This is a genomic window from Micromonospora sp. NPDC047644 (assembly GCF_040704315.1).
In the GTDB taxonomy this organism is placed as follows: Bacteria; Actinomycetota; Actinomycetes; order Mycobacteriales; family Micromonosporaceae; genus Micromonospora.
This window is the reverse complement of the sequence record NZ_JBEYSY010000008.1, coordinates 70,047-86,277: the sequence shown is the minus strand read 5'-3', so window position 1 is coordinate 86,277 and position 16,231 is coordinate 70,047. Positions and strand designations below refer to the sequence as shown.

Annotated in this window: 15 protein-coding genes; 5 read left to right on the top strand and 10 right to left on the bottom strand. The window is 70.9% G+C overall.

Annotation, left to right across the window (positions count from 1 at the left end):
* Window positions 1-22 precede the first annotated feature (22 nt).
* The gene (locus AB0877_RS14965) at window positions 23-565 is read left to right on the top strand and encodes an ABATE domain-containing protein (protein ID WP_366609121.1); all 543 of its coding nucleotides are present in this window, start codon (window positions 23-25) and stop codon (window positions 563-565) included.
* An 80-nt stretch (window positions 566-645) separates the two neighbouring features.
* Here the strand turns inward: AB0877_RS14965 and AB0877_RS14960 are convergent, their stop codons facing one another.
* From AB0877_RS14960 to AB0877_RS14925, 8 genes are all read right to left on the bottom strand, one after another.
* The gene (locus AB0877_RS14960; RefSeq protein WP_366609120.1) at window positions 646-792 is read right to left on the bottom strand and encodes a hypothetical protein; all 147 of its coding nucleotides are present in this window, start codon (window positions 790-792) and stop codon (window positions 646-648) included.
* A gap of 124 nt (window positions 793-916) precedes the next feature.
* Window positions 917-1,558: a GNAT family N-acetyltransferase gene (locus tag AB0877_RS14955; protein ID WP_366609119.1), complete on the bottom strand. Its 642-nt coding sequence runs from the start codon at window positions 1,556-1,558 to the stop codon at window positions 917-919.
* Between the two features lie 121 nt (window positions 1,559-1,679).
* Window positions 1,680-2,609, bottom strand: a complete 930-nt coding sequence (locus AB0877_RS14950) for an ABC transporter ATP-binding protein (protein WP_366609118.1) — start codon at window positions 2,607-2,609, stop codon at window positions 1,680-1,682.
* Window positions 2,606-3,595, bottom strand: a complete 990-nt coding sequence (locus AB0877_RS14945; protein ID WP_366609117.1) for an iron chelate uptake ABC transporter family permease subunit — start codon at window positions 3,593-3,595, stop codon at window positions 2,606-2,608. Before AB0877_RS14945 ends, AB0877_RS14950 begins: the two co-directional genes overlap by 4 nt.
* Before the next feature lie 110 nt (window positions 3,596-3,705).
* Entirely contained in the window at window positions 3,706-4,494 is a 789-nt protein-coding gene (locus AB0877_RS14940) for a class I SAM-dependent methyltransferase (RefSeq protein ID WP_366609116.1), read from the bottom strand.
* Entirely contained in the window at window positions 4,491-5,495 is a 1,005-nt protein-coding gene (locus AB0877_RS14935) for an ABC transporter substrate-binding protein (RefSeq protein ID WP_366609115.1), read from the bottom strand. The genes AB0877_RS14940 and AB0877_RS14935 overlap by 4 nt, the downstream gene beginning before the upstream one ends.
* 201 nt (window positions 5,496-5,696) lie before the next feature.
* A complete protein-coding gene (locus AB0877_RS14930; RefSeq protein WP_366609114.1) occupies window positions 5,697-6,902 on the bottom strand; it encodes a cellulose-binding domain-containing protein in 1,206 nt (401 codons plus the stop codon).
* Window positions 6,903-7,292: 390 nt separating this feature from the next.
* Window positions 7,293-7,949 carry a hypothetical protein gene (locus tag AB0877_RS14925; protein ID WP_366609113.1) on the bottom strand — a complete coding sequence of 219 codons (657 nt, stop codon included), beginning with the start codon at window positions 7,947-7,949 and terminating at the stop codon, window positions 7,293-7,295.
* 208 nt (window positions 7,950-8,157) lie between these two features.
* On the opposite strand from AB0877_RS14925, the gene AB0877_RS14920 reads away from it, so the two are divergent.
* The 3 genes from AB0877_RS14920 (at window position 8,158) to AB0877_RS14910 (ending at window position 12,094) form a co-directional block, all read left to right on the top strand.
* Window positions 8,158-10,278, top strand: a complete 2,121-nt coding sequence (locus tag AB0877_RS14920) for a ThuA domain-containing protein (RefSeq protein WP_366609112.1) — start codon at window positions 8,158-8,160, stop codon at window positions 10,276-10,278.
* 224 nt (window positions 10,279-10,502) lie between these two features.
* Window positions 10,503-11,522, top strand: coding sequence for a hypothetical protein (locus AB0877_RS14915; RefSeq protein WP_366609111.1), 1,020 nt, complete (start codon window positions 10,503-10,505; stop codon window positions 11,520-11,522).
* Entirely contained in the window at window positions 11,519-12,094 is a 576-nt protein-coding gene (locus tag AB0877_RS14910; protein ID WP_366609110.1) for a hypothetical protein, read from the top strand. The genes AB0877_RS14915 and AB0877_RS14910 overlap by 4 nt, the downstream gene beginning before the upstream one ends.
* Here AB0877_RS14910 and AB0877_RS14905 read toward each other — a convergent pair.
* Both AB0877_RS14905 and AB0877_RS14900 read right to left on the bottom strand, forming a co-directional pair.
* Window positions 12,032-13,387: a glycoside hydrolase family 6 protein gene (locus tag AB0877_RS14905; RefSeq protein ID WP_366609109.1), complete on the bottom strand. Its 1,356-nt coding sequence runs from the start codon at window positions 13,385-13,387 to the stop codon at window positions 12,032-12,034. The genes AB0877_RS14910 and AB0877_RS14905 overlap by 63 nt on opposite strands.
* A gap of 208 nt (window positions 13,388-13,595) precedes the next feature.
* A complete protein-coding gene (locus AB0877_RS14900) occupies window positions 13,596-14,549 on the bottom strand; it encodes a cyclase family protein (RefSeq protein ID WP_366609108.1) in 954 nt (317 codons plus the stop codon).
* Between the two features lie 425 nt (window positions 14,550-14,974).
* Here AB0877_RS14900 and AB0877_RS14895 point away from each other — a divergent pair, with 425 nt between their 5' ends.
* Entirely contained in the window at window positions 14,975-16,162 is a 1,188-nt protein-coding gene (locus AB0877_RS14895; protein ID WP_366609107.1) for an amidohydrolase family protein, read from the top strand.
* Window positions 16,163-16,231: the final 69 nt, after the last annotated feature.

Genomic DNA, 16,231 nt, shown 5'->3' with positions numbered 1-16,231 from the left:
CACCGGTCAATATGGTGACGTGATGTTCGAGTTCATCGCTGATCGGCCGGTACTGGACTTCCTTCCCACCCTCGCCGAGCGCGGCCACGCTGACGTTGAGCAGCTGACCACGCCGACACAATTCGCGGACTGGGCCGTCCAGGCCGGCATCGTCGAGCAGGCGCCCGATGTGGACGACGCCGGCCTGCGGCACGTGAAGGCGATCCGAGAGGCGATGTTCCGCCTGGTCCAGGCCTTGATCGACGGCACGGACGCGGCCACGGCAGATCGCGATCTGGTCAATGAGGCGGCGGCAGGACCCGTGCCCGCGCTGCGCCTCGACGTCGACGGGCTGCACCGCGACGGCGATCTGCCCGCCGTCCTGACAGTCCTCGCCCGTGACTGCCTGGAGTTGCACGCCAGCGACGACCGGCTGGCCCTCCGCTGGTGCGCCGACGAACACTGCACCCGTGCGTTCGTCGACCGCTCGCGAGGCGCGCGGCGGCGCTGGTGCGGGATGCGCGGCTGTGGGGACCGCGCCAAGGCCGCCGCGTACCGCCAACGACGGCGAACGGCGGCCCAGTGAGGCAACGTAATCAAGGTCGGTGACCGGCGGCCCGATCACGCTCTGGCTGCCGGCCACCGACCGGACGACCCACCGGAAGGTCAGTCGGTGATCACCGGCCAGGCGTAGGCGAGCAGGGCGCAGGCGGCACCCAGAAGCGCGAGCGAGACACCCCTCGTGGGCAGCGGCAGGGCGGCGAGCACGATCAAAATGACGGCGACGACGTAGAGAAAAGCCTGGGCCGACATGGTGTTCTCCTCGATCAGGGGTAGAGGGCGGTTGCCTTCGTCCGCCGGGATGCCCCCGGGAGTGATCGCGGAAACCATCCCGCTGATCACGGTTCGGCCCACAGTGGTTCGTCCGGTGCAGTGTCTACGTCGCGAGGAGGAGCGCTTCGGCGCCCACTGGTCGAAAACCCGCCGCCTGGAAGGCCCGCACGCTGCGCGCGTTGCCGGCGGCCTGCTGGGCCCAGACCGGCTGGCCGTCGGGCACCAGGTGTCGGGCGGCCGTCGCCAGTGCCCGCCCGAGGCCCCGGTGGCGATGCTCGTCGTCGACCTCGATCGCCGCCTCCCAACGGCCGGCCACCCCTCGGCCGAGGACGACGACCCCGCCGTCGGTGGCCCAGACACGGACCTCGTCACGGCGACGGCGAGCCCTGACCTCACGAGGATGACCCGCGTCCGCCAGCGCGGTCAGCGGCAGTGCAGGCGGCCCGTCAAGGCTGCTCGCCACGGTCAACAGGTCGATCGTGTCCATGGAGCGCCGGGTGTGGTCGAGCAGCGCGCCCAGAAAACGCGGATTCATCGTGGCCGCCAGCGGGTCGCAGTCGATGGTCGCCAACGTACGGCGTACCCACTGGGGGTCCTCGTCGGTGAACACCACCGAGTGCCCGGTGAAGGCGATGACTCCGGCGTCCCGGCGGCTCGGCTGTGGCACCACTGTGGTCCCGCCGTCCGGTGGCGGGAAGGACCCGTGCGCCGCCGCGTCCAGGATGTCGGTCAACGTGCTGCCCAATGTCGCACTCTCCTCGGTCCCCGACCGCGCGGCTGCCGCTCGGTCCCCGACCGCGCGGCTGCCGAGAGCGGACGCGGCAGTGCGCTTCCCCGCCCGTTGCACCGCGCGGACCAAACAGTGTTCAGACATCCTCCCGCCTGAGGCCCGCAGATGGGTGCCGCGATGTCGGGGCCCGCGCCTCGTCAGCTCCGTCGGCACCCGTCGCATGACCCCGGTACCAGATCCGGGGCCGGCCGCCAGCGGCGATGTCGATGTCAGTGCGCACCTGGTAGACCTGCTCGATCCGGCTCGTCGTGAGAACCTCGACGGGCGTACCCGCCGCGACCATCCGCCCGCCCTGCAGGAGCACCAGCCGGTCGCAGTACTGCGCGGCCAGATTGAGATCGTGCAGGGTCACCACCACGGTGCTCGGCGACTCGGCGAGGAATCGCAGCAGCTCCAACTGATGCCGGATGTCCAGATGATTGGTCGGCTCGTCGAGCAGCAGCAGATCCGGTTCCTGCACCAGAGCGCGGGCCAGATCCACCCGCTGCCGCTCACCACCGGACAGGCTGGACCAGCGCCGCTGCTCGAACCCGGCCAGGCCGGCCTCGGCGAGCGCCCGCCGCGCCAGGTCCAGGTCCGCGCCGCCGACCCCGGCAAGACGGGGCCGGTACGGGGTCCGGCCCAGCAGAACCACCTCCAGTGCGGACATCTCCACGTCGGTGGCCGCCTGTTGGGTGACCACAGCGATCCGCCGGGCCCGCGCACGCCGGGGTATCGCGTCCACCGCGACGTCGTCGAGCAGCACCCGCCCGGACTCCGGCCGCGTCAGCCCGGCAAGCAGCCGCAGCAGGCTCGACTTGCCGGAGCCGTTCGGCCCGAGCAACCCGACCGTGGCGCCCGGTTCGGCGGTGAGCGCCACCCCGACCAGGATCCGTACGCCGGCCACGCCCCACCCGATCCCGTCCGCGTCCAGCCGCGCCGGCAACGCTCCCGCCGGGTACGGGTCGTTGCCGGTCGCCGGTCCACTGCCATCCGCTCCCCGGCCGGCGGTGCCCGGCGCGATCACGGCGCACTCGTCCGGCGTCGCATGACCAGCGCGAACACCGGCACCCCGAGCAGCGCGGTGAGCACGCCCACCGGCAGCTCCTGCGGCGAGAAGACGGTCCGCGCCACGGTGTCCGCCCAGACCAGGAAGATCGCGCCGATCACCGCGCAGGCGGGCAGCAACGTGCGATGCGGCGAGCCGAACAGGAACCGTACGGCGTGTGGCACTGTCAACCCGACGAAACCGATCGCGCCGCTCGCCGCGACGAGCGCGGCTGCCATCAGAGCGGTGACGGTGAACAGCAGCAGCCGGGTGCGCCCGGGCGAGAAGCCGAGCGAGCGGGCGGTGTCGGTGCCGAACGCGAACGCGTCCAGTGCCGTCGCGCTGGCCCAGCAGACCAGCAGGCCGACGCCGACAGTCACGGCGCTCAGCGTCACCGACGCCCAGGAGGCCGCCGTCAGCGAACCGAGCAGCCAGAACGTCACGCTACGGGTGTCCTGGGTGTGCGCGTCGGAGATCACGATCAGGCTGGTCACCGCGCCGAAGAGCTGCGAGACGGCCACCCCGGCGAGAACGATCCGGGTCGGCTCGCCGGCCCGCCGTCCGGCCAGCAGCAGCACCGCGCCGAACGCGGCCATGCTGCCGACGAACGCGCCGGTGGTCAGGTCGACCGGGCCGCCGCCGATCCGGATGCCGAGTACCAGCACCGCTACCGCCCCGGTGGAGGCGCCGGACGAGACACCGAGCAGGAACGGATCGGCCAGCGGGTTACGGGTGAGCGCCTGAAGGACCGCCCCGCACACCGCCAGACCGGCACCGACCAACGCGGCCAACAGCACCCGGGGTAACCGGAGATCCCACACGATGCTGTCCGGCAACGGCGGTAGGGGCTGGACCGGGAGGCCCAGGTGGCTGGCCACCGCGCGCAGAACGCTGTCGACCGGCAGGTCGGCCGAACCCACGCTGACCGCCGCCACGATGGTGAGCAGCAGCAGAAGCAGGGCCACCGGAAGGACGTACCGGCCGTTTCTCGAGATGCTGGTAGCGGATGGCGAGTCCCGTCGCGTCGACGCGAGCGGGCCGCTCGCCGAGACGAGGGATCGTGCGACTCGGGCGTTCATCGGCGGGCGAACACCACGTAGTCGTCGAGGTACTGCCAGACCGTGCCGACCTCGGCGAAGCCAGCCGCGCGAAGGGCAGCCAGGTGGAATTCCAGTGACGCTGGGGCCGGCGGCGGTCGGTCGGCGAACCGCCGTTCCCGCTCGGCGACCAACCCGGCCAGTTCCGGGTGTCGGGCCGCCTCGGCGTACCAGGCGGAGTAGGTGAGCGCTCCGGCGGCGAATGCCTCCCGCTGCACCTGCGCGTCGTGCCGACCGGCGATGTCACGCAGGGTGGGCGCCGATTCGTCGTAGCGGAGGTGATCGGCGTTGAGCAGCACACCACCGACGGGCAGCAACCGCGCCGCGACGGTGTAGACCCGCAGCAGTTGCTCCGGCGCGAGCCAGTGCAGTGCCGTCGAGGTGAGCACGGCGTCGATCCGCCGTCCGGTCAGCGCCTGCTCCCAGCCGTCGGCCACCAGGTCGACGTCGTGGACCTCGACCCGTGCGGTGTACCGCTCCAGAGCACGCCGCGCGACCGTCAGCAGGATCGGGTCGTAGTCGACAGCGACGGCGGTGGCGCGGGGGAATCGGGTCAGGAAACGGTCGCTGATCGCACCGGGACCGCAGGCCAGATCGAGGATCGTGAGGTTGTCCGGGCAGTGCAGCCGCAGCACGTCGGCCATCGCGTCGAACCGCAGGTCGCGGTGGGCGACGTAGGCGGACTGCTGGTCGTTCCACAGTTCGAGCAGGCGGCGGGCGCTCGACTGGTCCAGCACGTCGACGTCGACGTCGGCCGGCGGGGTCATCGGGCGGTCCCGTGCAGGTCGGCGCCGACCAGTTCCGCCGCCTGGACGCTGCGGATCGACGGATCCATCGACGAGCCGGGCACCGTGACGAACCGTCCGGCGACCACCGCGTCCAGCTTCGACGTCACCGGGTTTCGGCGCAGGAAATCGATCTTCGATTGAGCGCTGTCGCCGTCGCCACCCCGGGTCAGATCGGCCAACACGATCACCTCCGGGTTGCGTTTGGCAATCTCCTCCCAGTTGCCGGCCGGCCACTTCTGGCTGGCATCTGTGAACGTGTTGCGGGCGCCCAGCAGCGAGCTGATCGCGTCCGGAACCCCGCCGTGCCCGGCCACGTACGGGGTGCTCGTTCCGGAGTAGTACCAGAGCAGTGACGGGCCGGGGCTCGGCGCGGCCGTTGACGCCGCACCTCGGGCGGCGTCCAACCGACTCTGCTGGTCGCGGATCAGCCTGTCCGCCCGCTCCGGGACGCCGAAGACGCCGGCGATGTCGCGGATCTCATCGAAGATCCCGTCGAAGGTGACCGTCTGGGTCGCGTCCGCCGGCTTTTCGCAGGCGAATTCGGAGAGGTACGCCGGTACGCCGAGCGTGGCCAGGTCGGCGCGCGAGCCGGCGGCGTCGGACGCGTACGCGGAGGTGTAGGTCGAGTAGACGAAGTCCGGGTTCGCCGCCCGCACCGCCTCTCGGGACGGGTAGAGCTTGGCCAGCACCGGCACCTTCTCGTAGGCGGGGCGCAGGTCGGGCAGCACCGGGTCGGTCTGGTAGCTGGTGCCGGCCATCCGATCGGCGAGACCGAGGCTGAGCATGATCTCGGTGGCGTTCTGTTCCAGTGCGATCGCTCGCTGGGGTGGCGCGGTGACGCTGACCGGCAGTCCGCAGTTGGTCAGGTGCACCGGGGTGGCCAGGTGGCCCTGCGCGGCTGGTGCGGCGGCTCCGCCGTCGGAGCAACCGGTGGCGGCCAGGACCAGACACAGGCCCGCCTTAACGAAAACGGTTTTCATAAGCGGGAACATACCAACAGCGCTTCCACGGCCCGGCAGGCGGGGTGCGACGCGCCGACCCGCGGAGGAGACCGCACCGGTTCAGCCCGGTCTGGCCGACGCCGACGCGCCAAGGGTGTGACCCGACGCCCGAGTCACACCCTTGACACGTCCATCGACTGACGGCAGGTCGCCGACGGCCTCGTCCACAACCCCGAAGGGTCAGCAGCCGATCCGGCTGGACCCCAGCGCGACGTCGTCGTACCAGAGGGTGTCGGCTCCGCCGCCGTAGCTCTCCCAGCCCAGCTTCAGGTCGGTGAGCTGCGGCCGCCAGGTGCGGTTGTACCACTGGCCGTCGATGTCGTGCGTCGGCGCGCCGTCCGCGGTCAGCCCGGGGACGGCCGTCCCGTCCACCCAGGTACGCAGCTGACCGGCCGCGCCATCCACCATGAACTCCACACAGGTCCACCGGTTGGTGGGCAGCGGCAGGCTCTGCGCCACCCCGGCCGGGCTCTGCTCGGGCAGGGTCGCGTCGTCGGAGGCGCGGTTCCACTGCAGGGCGCCGTTCTGGCCACCCAACCGTAGGTCCCTGTTGCCGTCGGCCGCGTCGGCCATCGCCATCATCGTGGTGTGTTCGGTGGGCTGGGCGGTGGTGTGTCGCACCCAGATCCGGCCGTACCGGACGTTGCCCACGCTGCCGAGGTTCTTCGTGGATCTGATGAAGACGTGGTTGCAGTACCCGGCAGCGCCGTTGATCCGGACCGACCGGCCGCCGCTGTGCGCGGTCGCCGTGTCGATGGTGGCGGTACCCGCGCCGGAACAGTCCGGGCTCACCACGGCCCAGTCACCGGACGGCGTCGAACCGGTCTGGCCCTCGAAGCCGTCGCAGAGCACCGCGTCGGCACACCCGGCCGGCGGCTCGGTGGGCGGAGGCGTGGTGGGCGGAGGCGTCGTCGGCGGCGGGGTGGTGGGCGGAGGCGTCGTCGGCGGCGGGGTGGTCGGCGGCACGGCGCCGTTGCACGGCACACCGTTCAGGCTGAACCCGGTTGGTGCGCCGCCGCTGGTGCCGTACGTGCCCTGCAACCCGAACTCGGTGGAACCGCCGGCCGGGATGCTGCCGTTGTACGACGCGTTGCGGGCGGTCACCGTCGAGCCGGACTGGCTGACCGTGGCGTTCCAGCCGCTGGTGACCCGCTCGTCCCCGGCGTACGTCCAGGTGACGGTCCAACCGGAGACGGCGGCGTCCCCCGGGGAGACCTTGACGGTGGCGGTGAATCCGCCGGGCCACTGATTGGGTGTGTAATCGACCCGGCAGCCCTGGGCGGCGGCGGCCGGGCCGGTGAGCAGGGCCGCTCCGGTGGTGGTCGCGGCGGCGGCCAGCGCGGCGACTACCAGGGTCGCGGCGGGGCGGGCACGGAAGATCGTCATGAAGGGTCCTTCTGCCATCGAGCTGAGCGGAGGCGGCACGGCGGCGCGTCCTGGACGGACGAGACGTGGCAACGTGCCCTGGATGTGGCGCGGCGGTGCGCCACAGCGAACGGTCGCGCGTACGACCGACATGCCCGGCTCGGGGTGGACCTGTCAGCCGCCGACGGCCCGGTCCCCCGGGACCTCGGCGACGCCCGCTCTCAATCTATTGATGCATGCCGATTGAATCAAGCGTCGACAAGGCTGCCCAGCAGCGGCGATCACGCAGTTTCAGTTGTCCATGCGGACGAAATGAGCCTTATGTCGGGACAGCGAGTGCAACATCGCCGAGCGAGGGACAGAGACCGCCGGCTGTGGGACCTTCCGGCTATCCGCCGTGGGCCGGCCACTCTAGTGGTCGTTGAGCAGGAAGAAGAGCGTCTGATGTTCGACGTCGAGGAATCCGACGCGCCATCGTGTCGACGGATTCCCCTCGTTGTACAACGTGCTGTGCAGCCATGTCGGCGCGGTCGGCAGGAAGGGGACGAGGGCGGGCCACGCGTCCGCGGGCTCGCTGGAGTGGGACAGCTCATCCGGGTTGACGGAGGACCAGGGCCGGAATTCATACCGCTCCGCCAACGCTCTGGCGTCTTTCGGACGCAGCTTGATCACACCCTGGTACGCCCAGTCCGTCGGGCCGGGCACTCGGGAACACGGGTTGCCGCCAGCACGCAACTGCCAGTGGATCTCGAGGTAATCGCCGAGGTCCGGCAACTCCGTCGGCGGCTCCCAGCGGTCGGTCCGAACTTTCGCCTCGGCCACCTGCAACGACTTCTGGCACGAACGCACGTCGGCAGGATCATCTCGAACGGCCAGGATCCCGGCCGTGACGCACCCGCCGGCCACCAGCACCATCGTGGCGACCGTGACGAGGGCGACCACCAGCACCGGCCTGCGCGTCTTCATGGTCGTCAGACTAGGAGCCCAGGACCACCCGTCGCCGCCCGAGCCCGAAGTGCGCGGCGAGGTTCTGTCAGGCGGATGATCGGGCGGGCCGATCCGGGCCATCCGCAGGGATTGACCCTCACTGGCACCCGTTGTTAACTGCACATCAACGATGTGGATCGATGTTCATCCGGATGCCGTCAACCCGGCACGGTGACGCCGCTCCGCGTTGTCTCGACATCGCCCTCGTTTCGGCGGACGCGGGCACACCGGGGCACTTCCCGGGGTGCGAGACCTGCATCCGCACGACGATCCAGAGGAGATCGTGTCGATGAAGTTGACGCCACTCACCGCCGCCGTCGTCGCCGGACTCACCCTCGCCGCCGGTGCGGCGACGGTGGCCTCTGCCCCGGCCGAGGCCGCACCGTTGGGCAAGGTCCTGGTCTTCTCCAAGACCGCCGGCTTCCGGCACTCTTCCATCCCCAACGGCATCGCCGCCATCCAGCAGCTCGGCGCTGCGAACGGCTTCACCGTCACCGCCACCGAGGACGCGGGGACCTTCACCACCGCCAACCTCGCCCAGTACCAGGCGGTGGTCTTCCTCAGCACCACCGGGGACGTGCTCAACGCCGGCCAGCAGGGCGCCTTCGAGGCGTACGTGGCCGCCGGCGGGGGTTTCGTCGGAGTGCACGCCGCCGCGGACACCGAGTACGACTGGCAGTGGTACGGCGGGCTGGTCGGCGGGTACTTCGCCTCGCACCCGGCCACCCAGCAGGCGACAGTACGGGTCGAGGACAGGGCCAACGTCTCGACCGCGCACCTGCCGTCGACCTGGACCCGTACCGACGAGTGGTACAACTACCGGGCCAATCCCCGCTCGGCGGTCAAGGTGCTGGCCAACCTCGACGAGTCGTCGTACACCGGTGGGTCGATGGGTGGTGATCACCCGATCACCTGGTGCCACAGCTACGGCGGCGGACGCTCCTGGTACACCGGCCTCGGCCACACCGAGCAGAGCTACGTCGACCCGAACTTCACTCGAATGCTGCTGGGCGGCATCCAGGTGGCGGCCGGGGCGGTGCCGGCCGACTGCCGGCCGGAGCCCGGCTACACCCCGCTGTTCGACGGCACCCAGGCCAGCCTCGGGCAGTGGCGGCAGACGGGCCCGGGCGGCTTCACCCTGGCCGACGGCACCCTCACGTCGAACGGTGGCATGGGGTTGCTCTGGTACCCGGTGCGTACCTTCGCCAATTACTCGCTCAAGGTCGACTGGATGATGCCGGGCGACGACAACGGCGGGGTCTTCATCGGTTTCCCCGATCCGCAGGGCGACCCGTGGGGCCCGGTCGCCGCCGGTCACGAGATCCAGATCGACGCCACCGACGGCGACCCGACGCGCACCACCGGCAGCGTCTACAGCTTCCAGGCACCCGACCAGGCCGCCCGCGCGGCGGCGCTCAACCCACCCGGCTCCTGGAACACCTACGAGATCGGCGTGCACGGCCAGCGGGTCGATATCTGGCTCAACGGCGTCAAGATCAACGATTATGTCAGCAGCCGGGCCATCGCCAACGGCTACATCGGGTTGCAGAACGACGGCGCCGGAATGGACATCAGCTATCGCAACGTGCGGGTCAGGACCGACGGCCCGAGTGAGCCGCCCGCCACCGACCTGGCCCAGGGCCGGCCGGTGACGGCGTCCAGCATCGAGCCGGGCAGCGCGCACGCGGAGGGCAACGCCGTGGACGGCAACACGACCACCCGCTGGGGCAGCGCGTACGCGGACCCGCAGTGGATCACGGTCGACCTGGGGGCCTCGTACGCGATCAACCGGGTCCGGCTGGCCTGGGAGACGGCCCACGCGCGGGCGTACCAGGTCCAGGTGTCGCCGGACAACGCCACCTGGTCACCGGTGCACACCACGACCACCGGCGACGGCGGCGTCGACGACCTCACCGTCACCGGCACCGGCCGCTACCTGCGGGTGTACGGCACCCAACGCGCCACTCAGTGGGGCTACTCGCTGTGGGACCTCAACGTCTACGGAACCGCCGCCGGGAGCACCCTGCTCTCCCGGGGCAGGCCGGTCACCACGTCCAGCGTGGAGCCGGGGAGCACGCACGCGGCCACCAACGCCGTGGACGGCAACACGACCACCCGCTGGGGCAGCGCGTACGCCGACCCGCAGTGGATCTCGGTGGACCTCGGCGCGTCCCGCACCCTCGACCGGGTCCGGCTGAGCTGGGAGGCGGCATACGCGCGGGCGTACCAGGTCCAGGTGTCGCCGGACAACGCCACCTGGTCACCGGTGCACACCACGACCACCGGCGACGGCGGTGTGGACGACATCGCCGTCTCGGCGACCGGTCGCTACCTGCGTATCCAGGGCACCCAGCGGGCTCTGCCCGCGTACGGCTACTCGCTGTGGGAGCTGGAGGTGTACGGCCGCTGACCGTCGTGACCTCTTGGCGATCCTGATCGTCGCGGTGCGGTAGCTGTTGCGCTTGTCGTTATTCGTCGGGTCGTCGTTCTTCTCGATGTTGCCGGCGCTGTCGACCGAGAACCAGCGGAACGAACAGCCAGGTCCGTACCCGGCGCAGCCTGTCCCCCGGCGGAGGGAGCACCTCCCCTTTTGTCGGGGAGGAGAACCCGGCTGCGGCCGGCGATCGTTTGTCCATGGCTGTCGTTGAGGTATCGAGCCGCTCCAGACCGTGGGCGCTGGCGTGTGCCGTGTTCGCAGCCGCCGCAGTGGCCCAACGGCTGTACTGGATCGCGGGTGGCCGGTGGGGTTACACCGCCTGCGATCGCACCGATCTCGTCGACCCGGCGGGCGGGTGTGGTGCGGACCAGGTCGTAGCGTTGCCGTTCTGGTCGGGGTGGGGCACGGTGGGGGTCGGCGTCGCCCTCGCGGTGGCGCTCGGTTGCACGGTGCGGTTTCCTGGCCGTTGGGCGACCGCCGGCAGTTGGGCCGCCGCCGCGCTGCTCCTGGTGGCCGCGTTCCCGCTGCACCTGCTCTTCGAGATCCCGGCAGCGCTGGCGGGGCGCCCCTCGGACTGGCGTGACCTCGCAGCTCGGCTCGTGCTGGTGGCCGGTGGCGTCCTGTTCGCCGGGCTCGCGAACGCGTCCGGACCTCGGCGCGGACCGGCCGCCGTCGACTACCGGCCGGTGCCGCTGTGGACGCGCCGCTGGGCGTACGTCGCCGTCGCGCTGCCCGTGGTCGGCTGGGCCGTGCCCCACGCGCTGTGGGTGCTCGGCGTTCCGATCGGCATCTCTCAGCGGGAGTTGACCGACATGCAACGGGACTTCTCGACGACGACGGGAGTGGCCATCACGCTCGTCCCGCCGCTTGCCGGCCTGCTCGTTCTCGGGCTGGTCCAGCGATGGGGGCAGCAGTTCCCGCGCTGGGTGCCGGGACTACGCGGTCGACAGGTCCCCCGACAGTTGGCGGTGATCTCGGCCGGCGTGGTGGCGCTCACTCTGGTCACCTACGGGGTGCTGAGCATCACGGTGCTCGTCGACCGACTGCTCGCCGGTGACACTCGCTGGTCCGACCTGTGGGACGGATGGGCCGCCACCGCCACGCTGCTGGTGTTCCTCGGCTGGGGAGTGTCGTTGGCCGTCACCACCACCGGCTACGCCCTCGCCACCTCGACCGACACCACCAGGACCGCCCTCTCAGGATCGGAGCATCAATGAGCCGCACTGACTCTGCCCACGTCTCGACCGCCGCCCCGCCGCGCTGGGCGATCTGGGCCGCCTACGCCGTCCCGCTCTGCGTCCTGCCGTCCGCGGTCTGGCGCCTGTCGTTGGTGTTCACCGACGATGCCGTCACACAGTGGTACATGATCTTCCTGTCCGCTCTGTCGATGGGACTGGCCCTGCTGACGCTCGGGCTCGTGCACCGGTGGGGGCAGTGGTTCCCGCACTGGGTACCACGCATCGGTGGACGTCGCGTCCCGGCACGTCCGGTCGTGCGCGCCGCGCTGATCGGTGGCTGGTCGCTGGTCGCCATCTGCGTCTACTTCCTCCTGAATCAGAGGTTCCACTTCGTGCAGAGTGGCTGGGTAGGCATCGGCGACGACGAACCGGTGCACCCGCCTCCCGGTTGGGAGGTGTTCCGCTACTACGCGCCGATGCTCGCGTGGGGCCCGCTCGTCATAGCCGTGGCCGCCGACTACCGACGGCGCGCGGCCATGGCGGGAGCATCACAGGGGCGGCCAGGCGTTGGCCAACAACTGACGGAAGTGCGCCGGGAACCACTCTCCTAACGGTGGCGAGCCGAGCATCGCACCTGTGTCGTAGGCGGATCCGCGAGGCGGCAGATAGTTCGGGTCACACATCGGCTCGTACGGCTGGCCGACGTTCGGACTGGCGCTGATGCCATCGGACTCGCCGGGCGGCTTGACCCAGACGTAGGCGTCGATGCCCGGTTCCGGCTCGGCGACCGGGCGCTGCCCGAGGCCGGCGCCCCGCTGGTTGCACCAGTTCCCGACCGCCGCCCGCCGGTCGATCCGGCTGCCGTCGACGTACCGGTTCAGATCGCTTGAGGGCGCCGGGCCGGCGGGTCGGTTCGGGCCGCCCCAACCGTTGCGGGAGGTATCGACGACGACGCCCGCGTCCGGGGAGAAGCCCGCCTCCGTCAACAGTCCCCGCAGGTGTCGGGCGTAGGGCACCTCATCGATGAACGGGTTCCAGTCGACCCACTTCGACTGGTACACCGGTTGGCCGTTGATGACATCGTCGACCCGGAAGTGTTCCTCGTGCAGCACCGAGTAGTTGGCGGTGTTGGCCACGAAGCCGTGAACGTCGGCCATCGTGCTGCCGGCGGTGGTCGCGACCTGCGACAGCAGCGCCGTCAGCGGACCCGAGTCCTCCGGCCAGCCGACGTCGGCGTGGTGACTGATGTCGAGGTAGGAGTAGACGTTGGACAGGGATCCGAGCCGTGCCAGGGCGTACCCGATCCCGTGCTGGTAGGTGCCGCGCGCCAACGCGTCGTCGCAGGCCGGTGTGGCCGCGTACCGGTTGCCGGTGTTGAGGACGAGGTCGGGCAGCGAGTTCGGTTCGACGAAGGCGACGATCCGCAGGCCGGCGTAGTCGGGTGCAGCGAGGATCTCGACAATCGGATCGATGAACTCCGTCCGGTACCGGGCAAGGTCCCCGATCGACAGCTCACCCTGCGGGCCCCGCCGGCCGCAGTCGCGGGCCGGCAGGTTGTAGAGGGTCAACTGGACGAGGTCGGCGTGCTGTGCCACGGCGGCGTCCAGGTGCTCGCGCAGCCCCATCCTTCCGTGGTCCCCCTCGATCCTGGCGATCCGGTCCAGCCAGACCGCTGTCGGCTGACCGGCGACCGCGTCGCCGCCGGGTTCCGCCACAGCGCGGTCGACCCACTCGGGATTGACGTAGACCTGGGTGCCGACATAGGGGTTGGCCACCCGGGGCGGCGGATCGGCGGCGTGGGCCGGACCGGCGGCGGCGAGCACCGCCACGACGAGGATGGACACGGCGGCGGCGAGGACCGGGCGGACCCGGGCGGGTACGTATTCCTGACGCGGCATGGTCATGGTGGTGGCCTCCCGAACCTGACCCGGCGGCGCCCTGCGGCTGCCGGCCCGGCCTGATTGCTCCGACCGCGTCTCACCACAGCCGACAACCCTGCCAAGATTCATAGTCTTCTATCTCTTACCGCATTATGCCGCACCGGCGTCGGACCCGGAGCCCCTTCCTCATGGCGCGGCAGAACCCGGTACGGAGCCGCCACCGCCGCGACGGTCAGAACGTGGCGATCGGATTGACCGGGCTGCCGGACGTTCCGGCGAAGCGAACCGGCGCGACCGCCAACTGGAAGTCCCACTGACCAAGTTCGGCAGCCGTCGTCGCGCAGGCCTCCAGGTCACAGTTGTCGAGCATCCACAGCCCCATCGCGACGAGGCTCACGGCGTGGACCGGCATCAACACGCCGTCGTACCCCGACGGTTGAACGTCCTGTGGGGTGTCGGCGCCGATCAGCGCCACTCCCCGATCGTGCAGCCACGGCAGGCAGGAGGCGTGCCAGCCGGCCTGGGTGAAACCGCTGGCCGCGCCGTTCTCATGCCGGAATCGCCCGTAGCCGGTCCGCAGGAGTACGGCGTCACCGGGTCGTACCCGTACGCCCTGGCGGCGCTCGGCCTCTTCGAGGTCGCCGGGCAACACCCCCTGGCCCGGCTCCAACCACGGCACACCACGGGCAGTCGCGACGTCGAGCAGGACACCACGCGTGACGATGCCGTTCGCGGCCGCCGTGACGGCCGCCCACGCCGAGCCCGTCGCCGCGTCGACGAGCGAGTGCGACCGTCCGTTGTACAGGGCGCCGTCCCAGTAGATGTGGCACGGCGAATCGAGGTGGGTGAGGGTGTTGCCGTGGAACGAGATGCCGAGCCGCTCGGACGAGAAGCCCCAGCGCCGGTCGGCGTGGAAGGCGGGCGGCATGTTCTCCGCACCCGGCATGTCGGCGGCGCGTGGGCACGTCGTCGTCGACCGCTCCATGTCTCCCGGCGCGGTGACGTCCCAGGCGCAGGACACGCTCCTGCCGTGGCGCACTGCCCGCGCCGCCGCGAGCCGGACGTCGTCGGTGATGTGGTTGAGCGTGCCGAGTTCGTCGTCGTCACCCCATCGCCCCCAGTTCGACAGCGTGTCGAAGTACCCGAGCACCTCGTCCTGGCTCGGCACCGGTCGCCCTGACGTCATGTCAGCATCGACTCCTCAGGTCACGTGGTCACGAAACACCGCAGGTCAGGGTAGCCCGCCGAGTGATGCCAGGAGGACATCGATGCGGAGACGACCAGGCGACCGGGGGGCGTCGAGGGCTGTGTCCAGCTTCGACCAGGTATCCGTCCGGGGCGCGCAGGTGGTGGGGGGCGTCGACCTGCCACACCAGGGACACCCGCCCTTTGCTCTGCACCCGCCCATGCGCCAGTCACGGTCCGTGCCTGGCGCGTGCGCGGGTGCAGAGCAAAGGACGAATCTCCGGCGCGGAACACCATGTGGCGGGCCGCTAACTCGGCTGAGGGACGAGACATCGCTCTGGCGAGGGAGGCCGCGCGCACCTGGCGGTGCGATGGTCAGGCCATGACCGGTGGTGACTGCGCCGAGCGGGGTGGGCGGGGATGACGATGACGAGACATGCGGTCCGGGTTGCCCGGATGTTCGACGGCGAACGGCTCGTGGGCGGCGGGGCGCTGATCCTGCTCGACGAGGGGCGCATCGCCGATGTGCACCTGGGTAACGCCGAGGCGCCGGAAGGCTGGCCGGTGCGCGAGGAGCCGAACGGCACCCTGCTACCCGGCTTGGTGGACGCACACGTACACCTCTGCGCCGACGCCGGACCGGACGCGCTCGGCCGGCTCGCCGAGCAGCGCGAGACGGACCTCGACGCAGTCGTCGAGGCGTCACTGCGCAGACATCTGGTCGCCGGCGTGACGACGGTCCGGGACCTGGGCGACCGGCGTGGCGCGGTGCTCCGTTGGCGCGATCGGCGGGTGCGGGACGACCTGCCGACGGTGGTCGGGTCCGGCGCACCGCTCACCAGCGTCGGCGGGCACTGCTGGTCGTTGGGGGGTGAGGTGGGCGGTGCCGACGGGGTTCGCGAGGCCGTACGTCTGCGGGCGGCGGCCGGTGCCGATCTGGTGAAGGTCATGGCCAGCGGCGGGGTGTTCACCCCGGGCACCGACACCACGAGGCCCCAGTTCACCGACGAGGAACTGTCCGCCGCGTTGACGCAGGCCCATGATCTGGGCCTGCCGGTGACCGCGCACGCGCACGCGCTCAGCGCGGTCGAGCAGGCGCTGCGCGTGGGCGTGGACGGCATTGAGCACTGCACCTGCGTGACCGCTGCGGGTGCCCGTGTCCCCGCGGAGCTCGCGGACCGCCTGGCCGCGTCCAGGGTGGCGGTCTGTGCCACGCTCGGCACCGACCCGGCCGTGGTCACGCCACCGGAGGTGGTGGAGATGGCGGCACGGGCCGGGCTCAGCGAGGGCGCGCTGCGCGACGGCGTTGCCACTCTGCACCGGGCCGGGGTCCGCCTGGTGGCCGGTTCGGACGCGGGCCTCGGCCCCGCCAAGCCGCACGGGATCCTGCCCGAGACGCTCGTCGAGTACGTGGCCTGCGGAGTTCCCGCCACTGTCGCCCTCGCCACGGCGACCTCGGTCGGCGCCGAGGTGTGTGGCCTGGGGCGTCGCAAGGGCCGGGTCCGCCCCGGATTCGAGGCCGACCTGCTGATCGTGGACGGTGATCCCACGAACGACATCACGGTGTTGCGCGGTCCGCTCGCGGTGTACCGCGCCGGTGTGCCGGTGAGATGAGGACCTTGACATCTATCGATGTTAACGCCAACATGAACTCCGCCACCTGGTAGTAACGCCACCGTCACA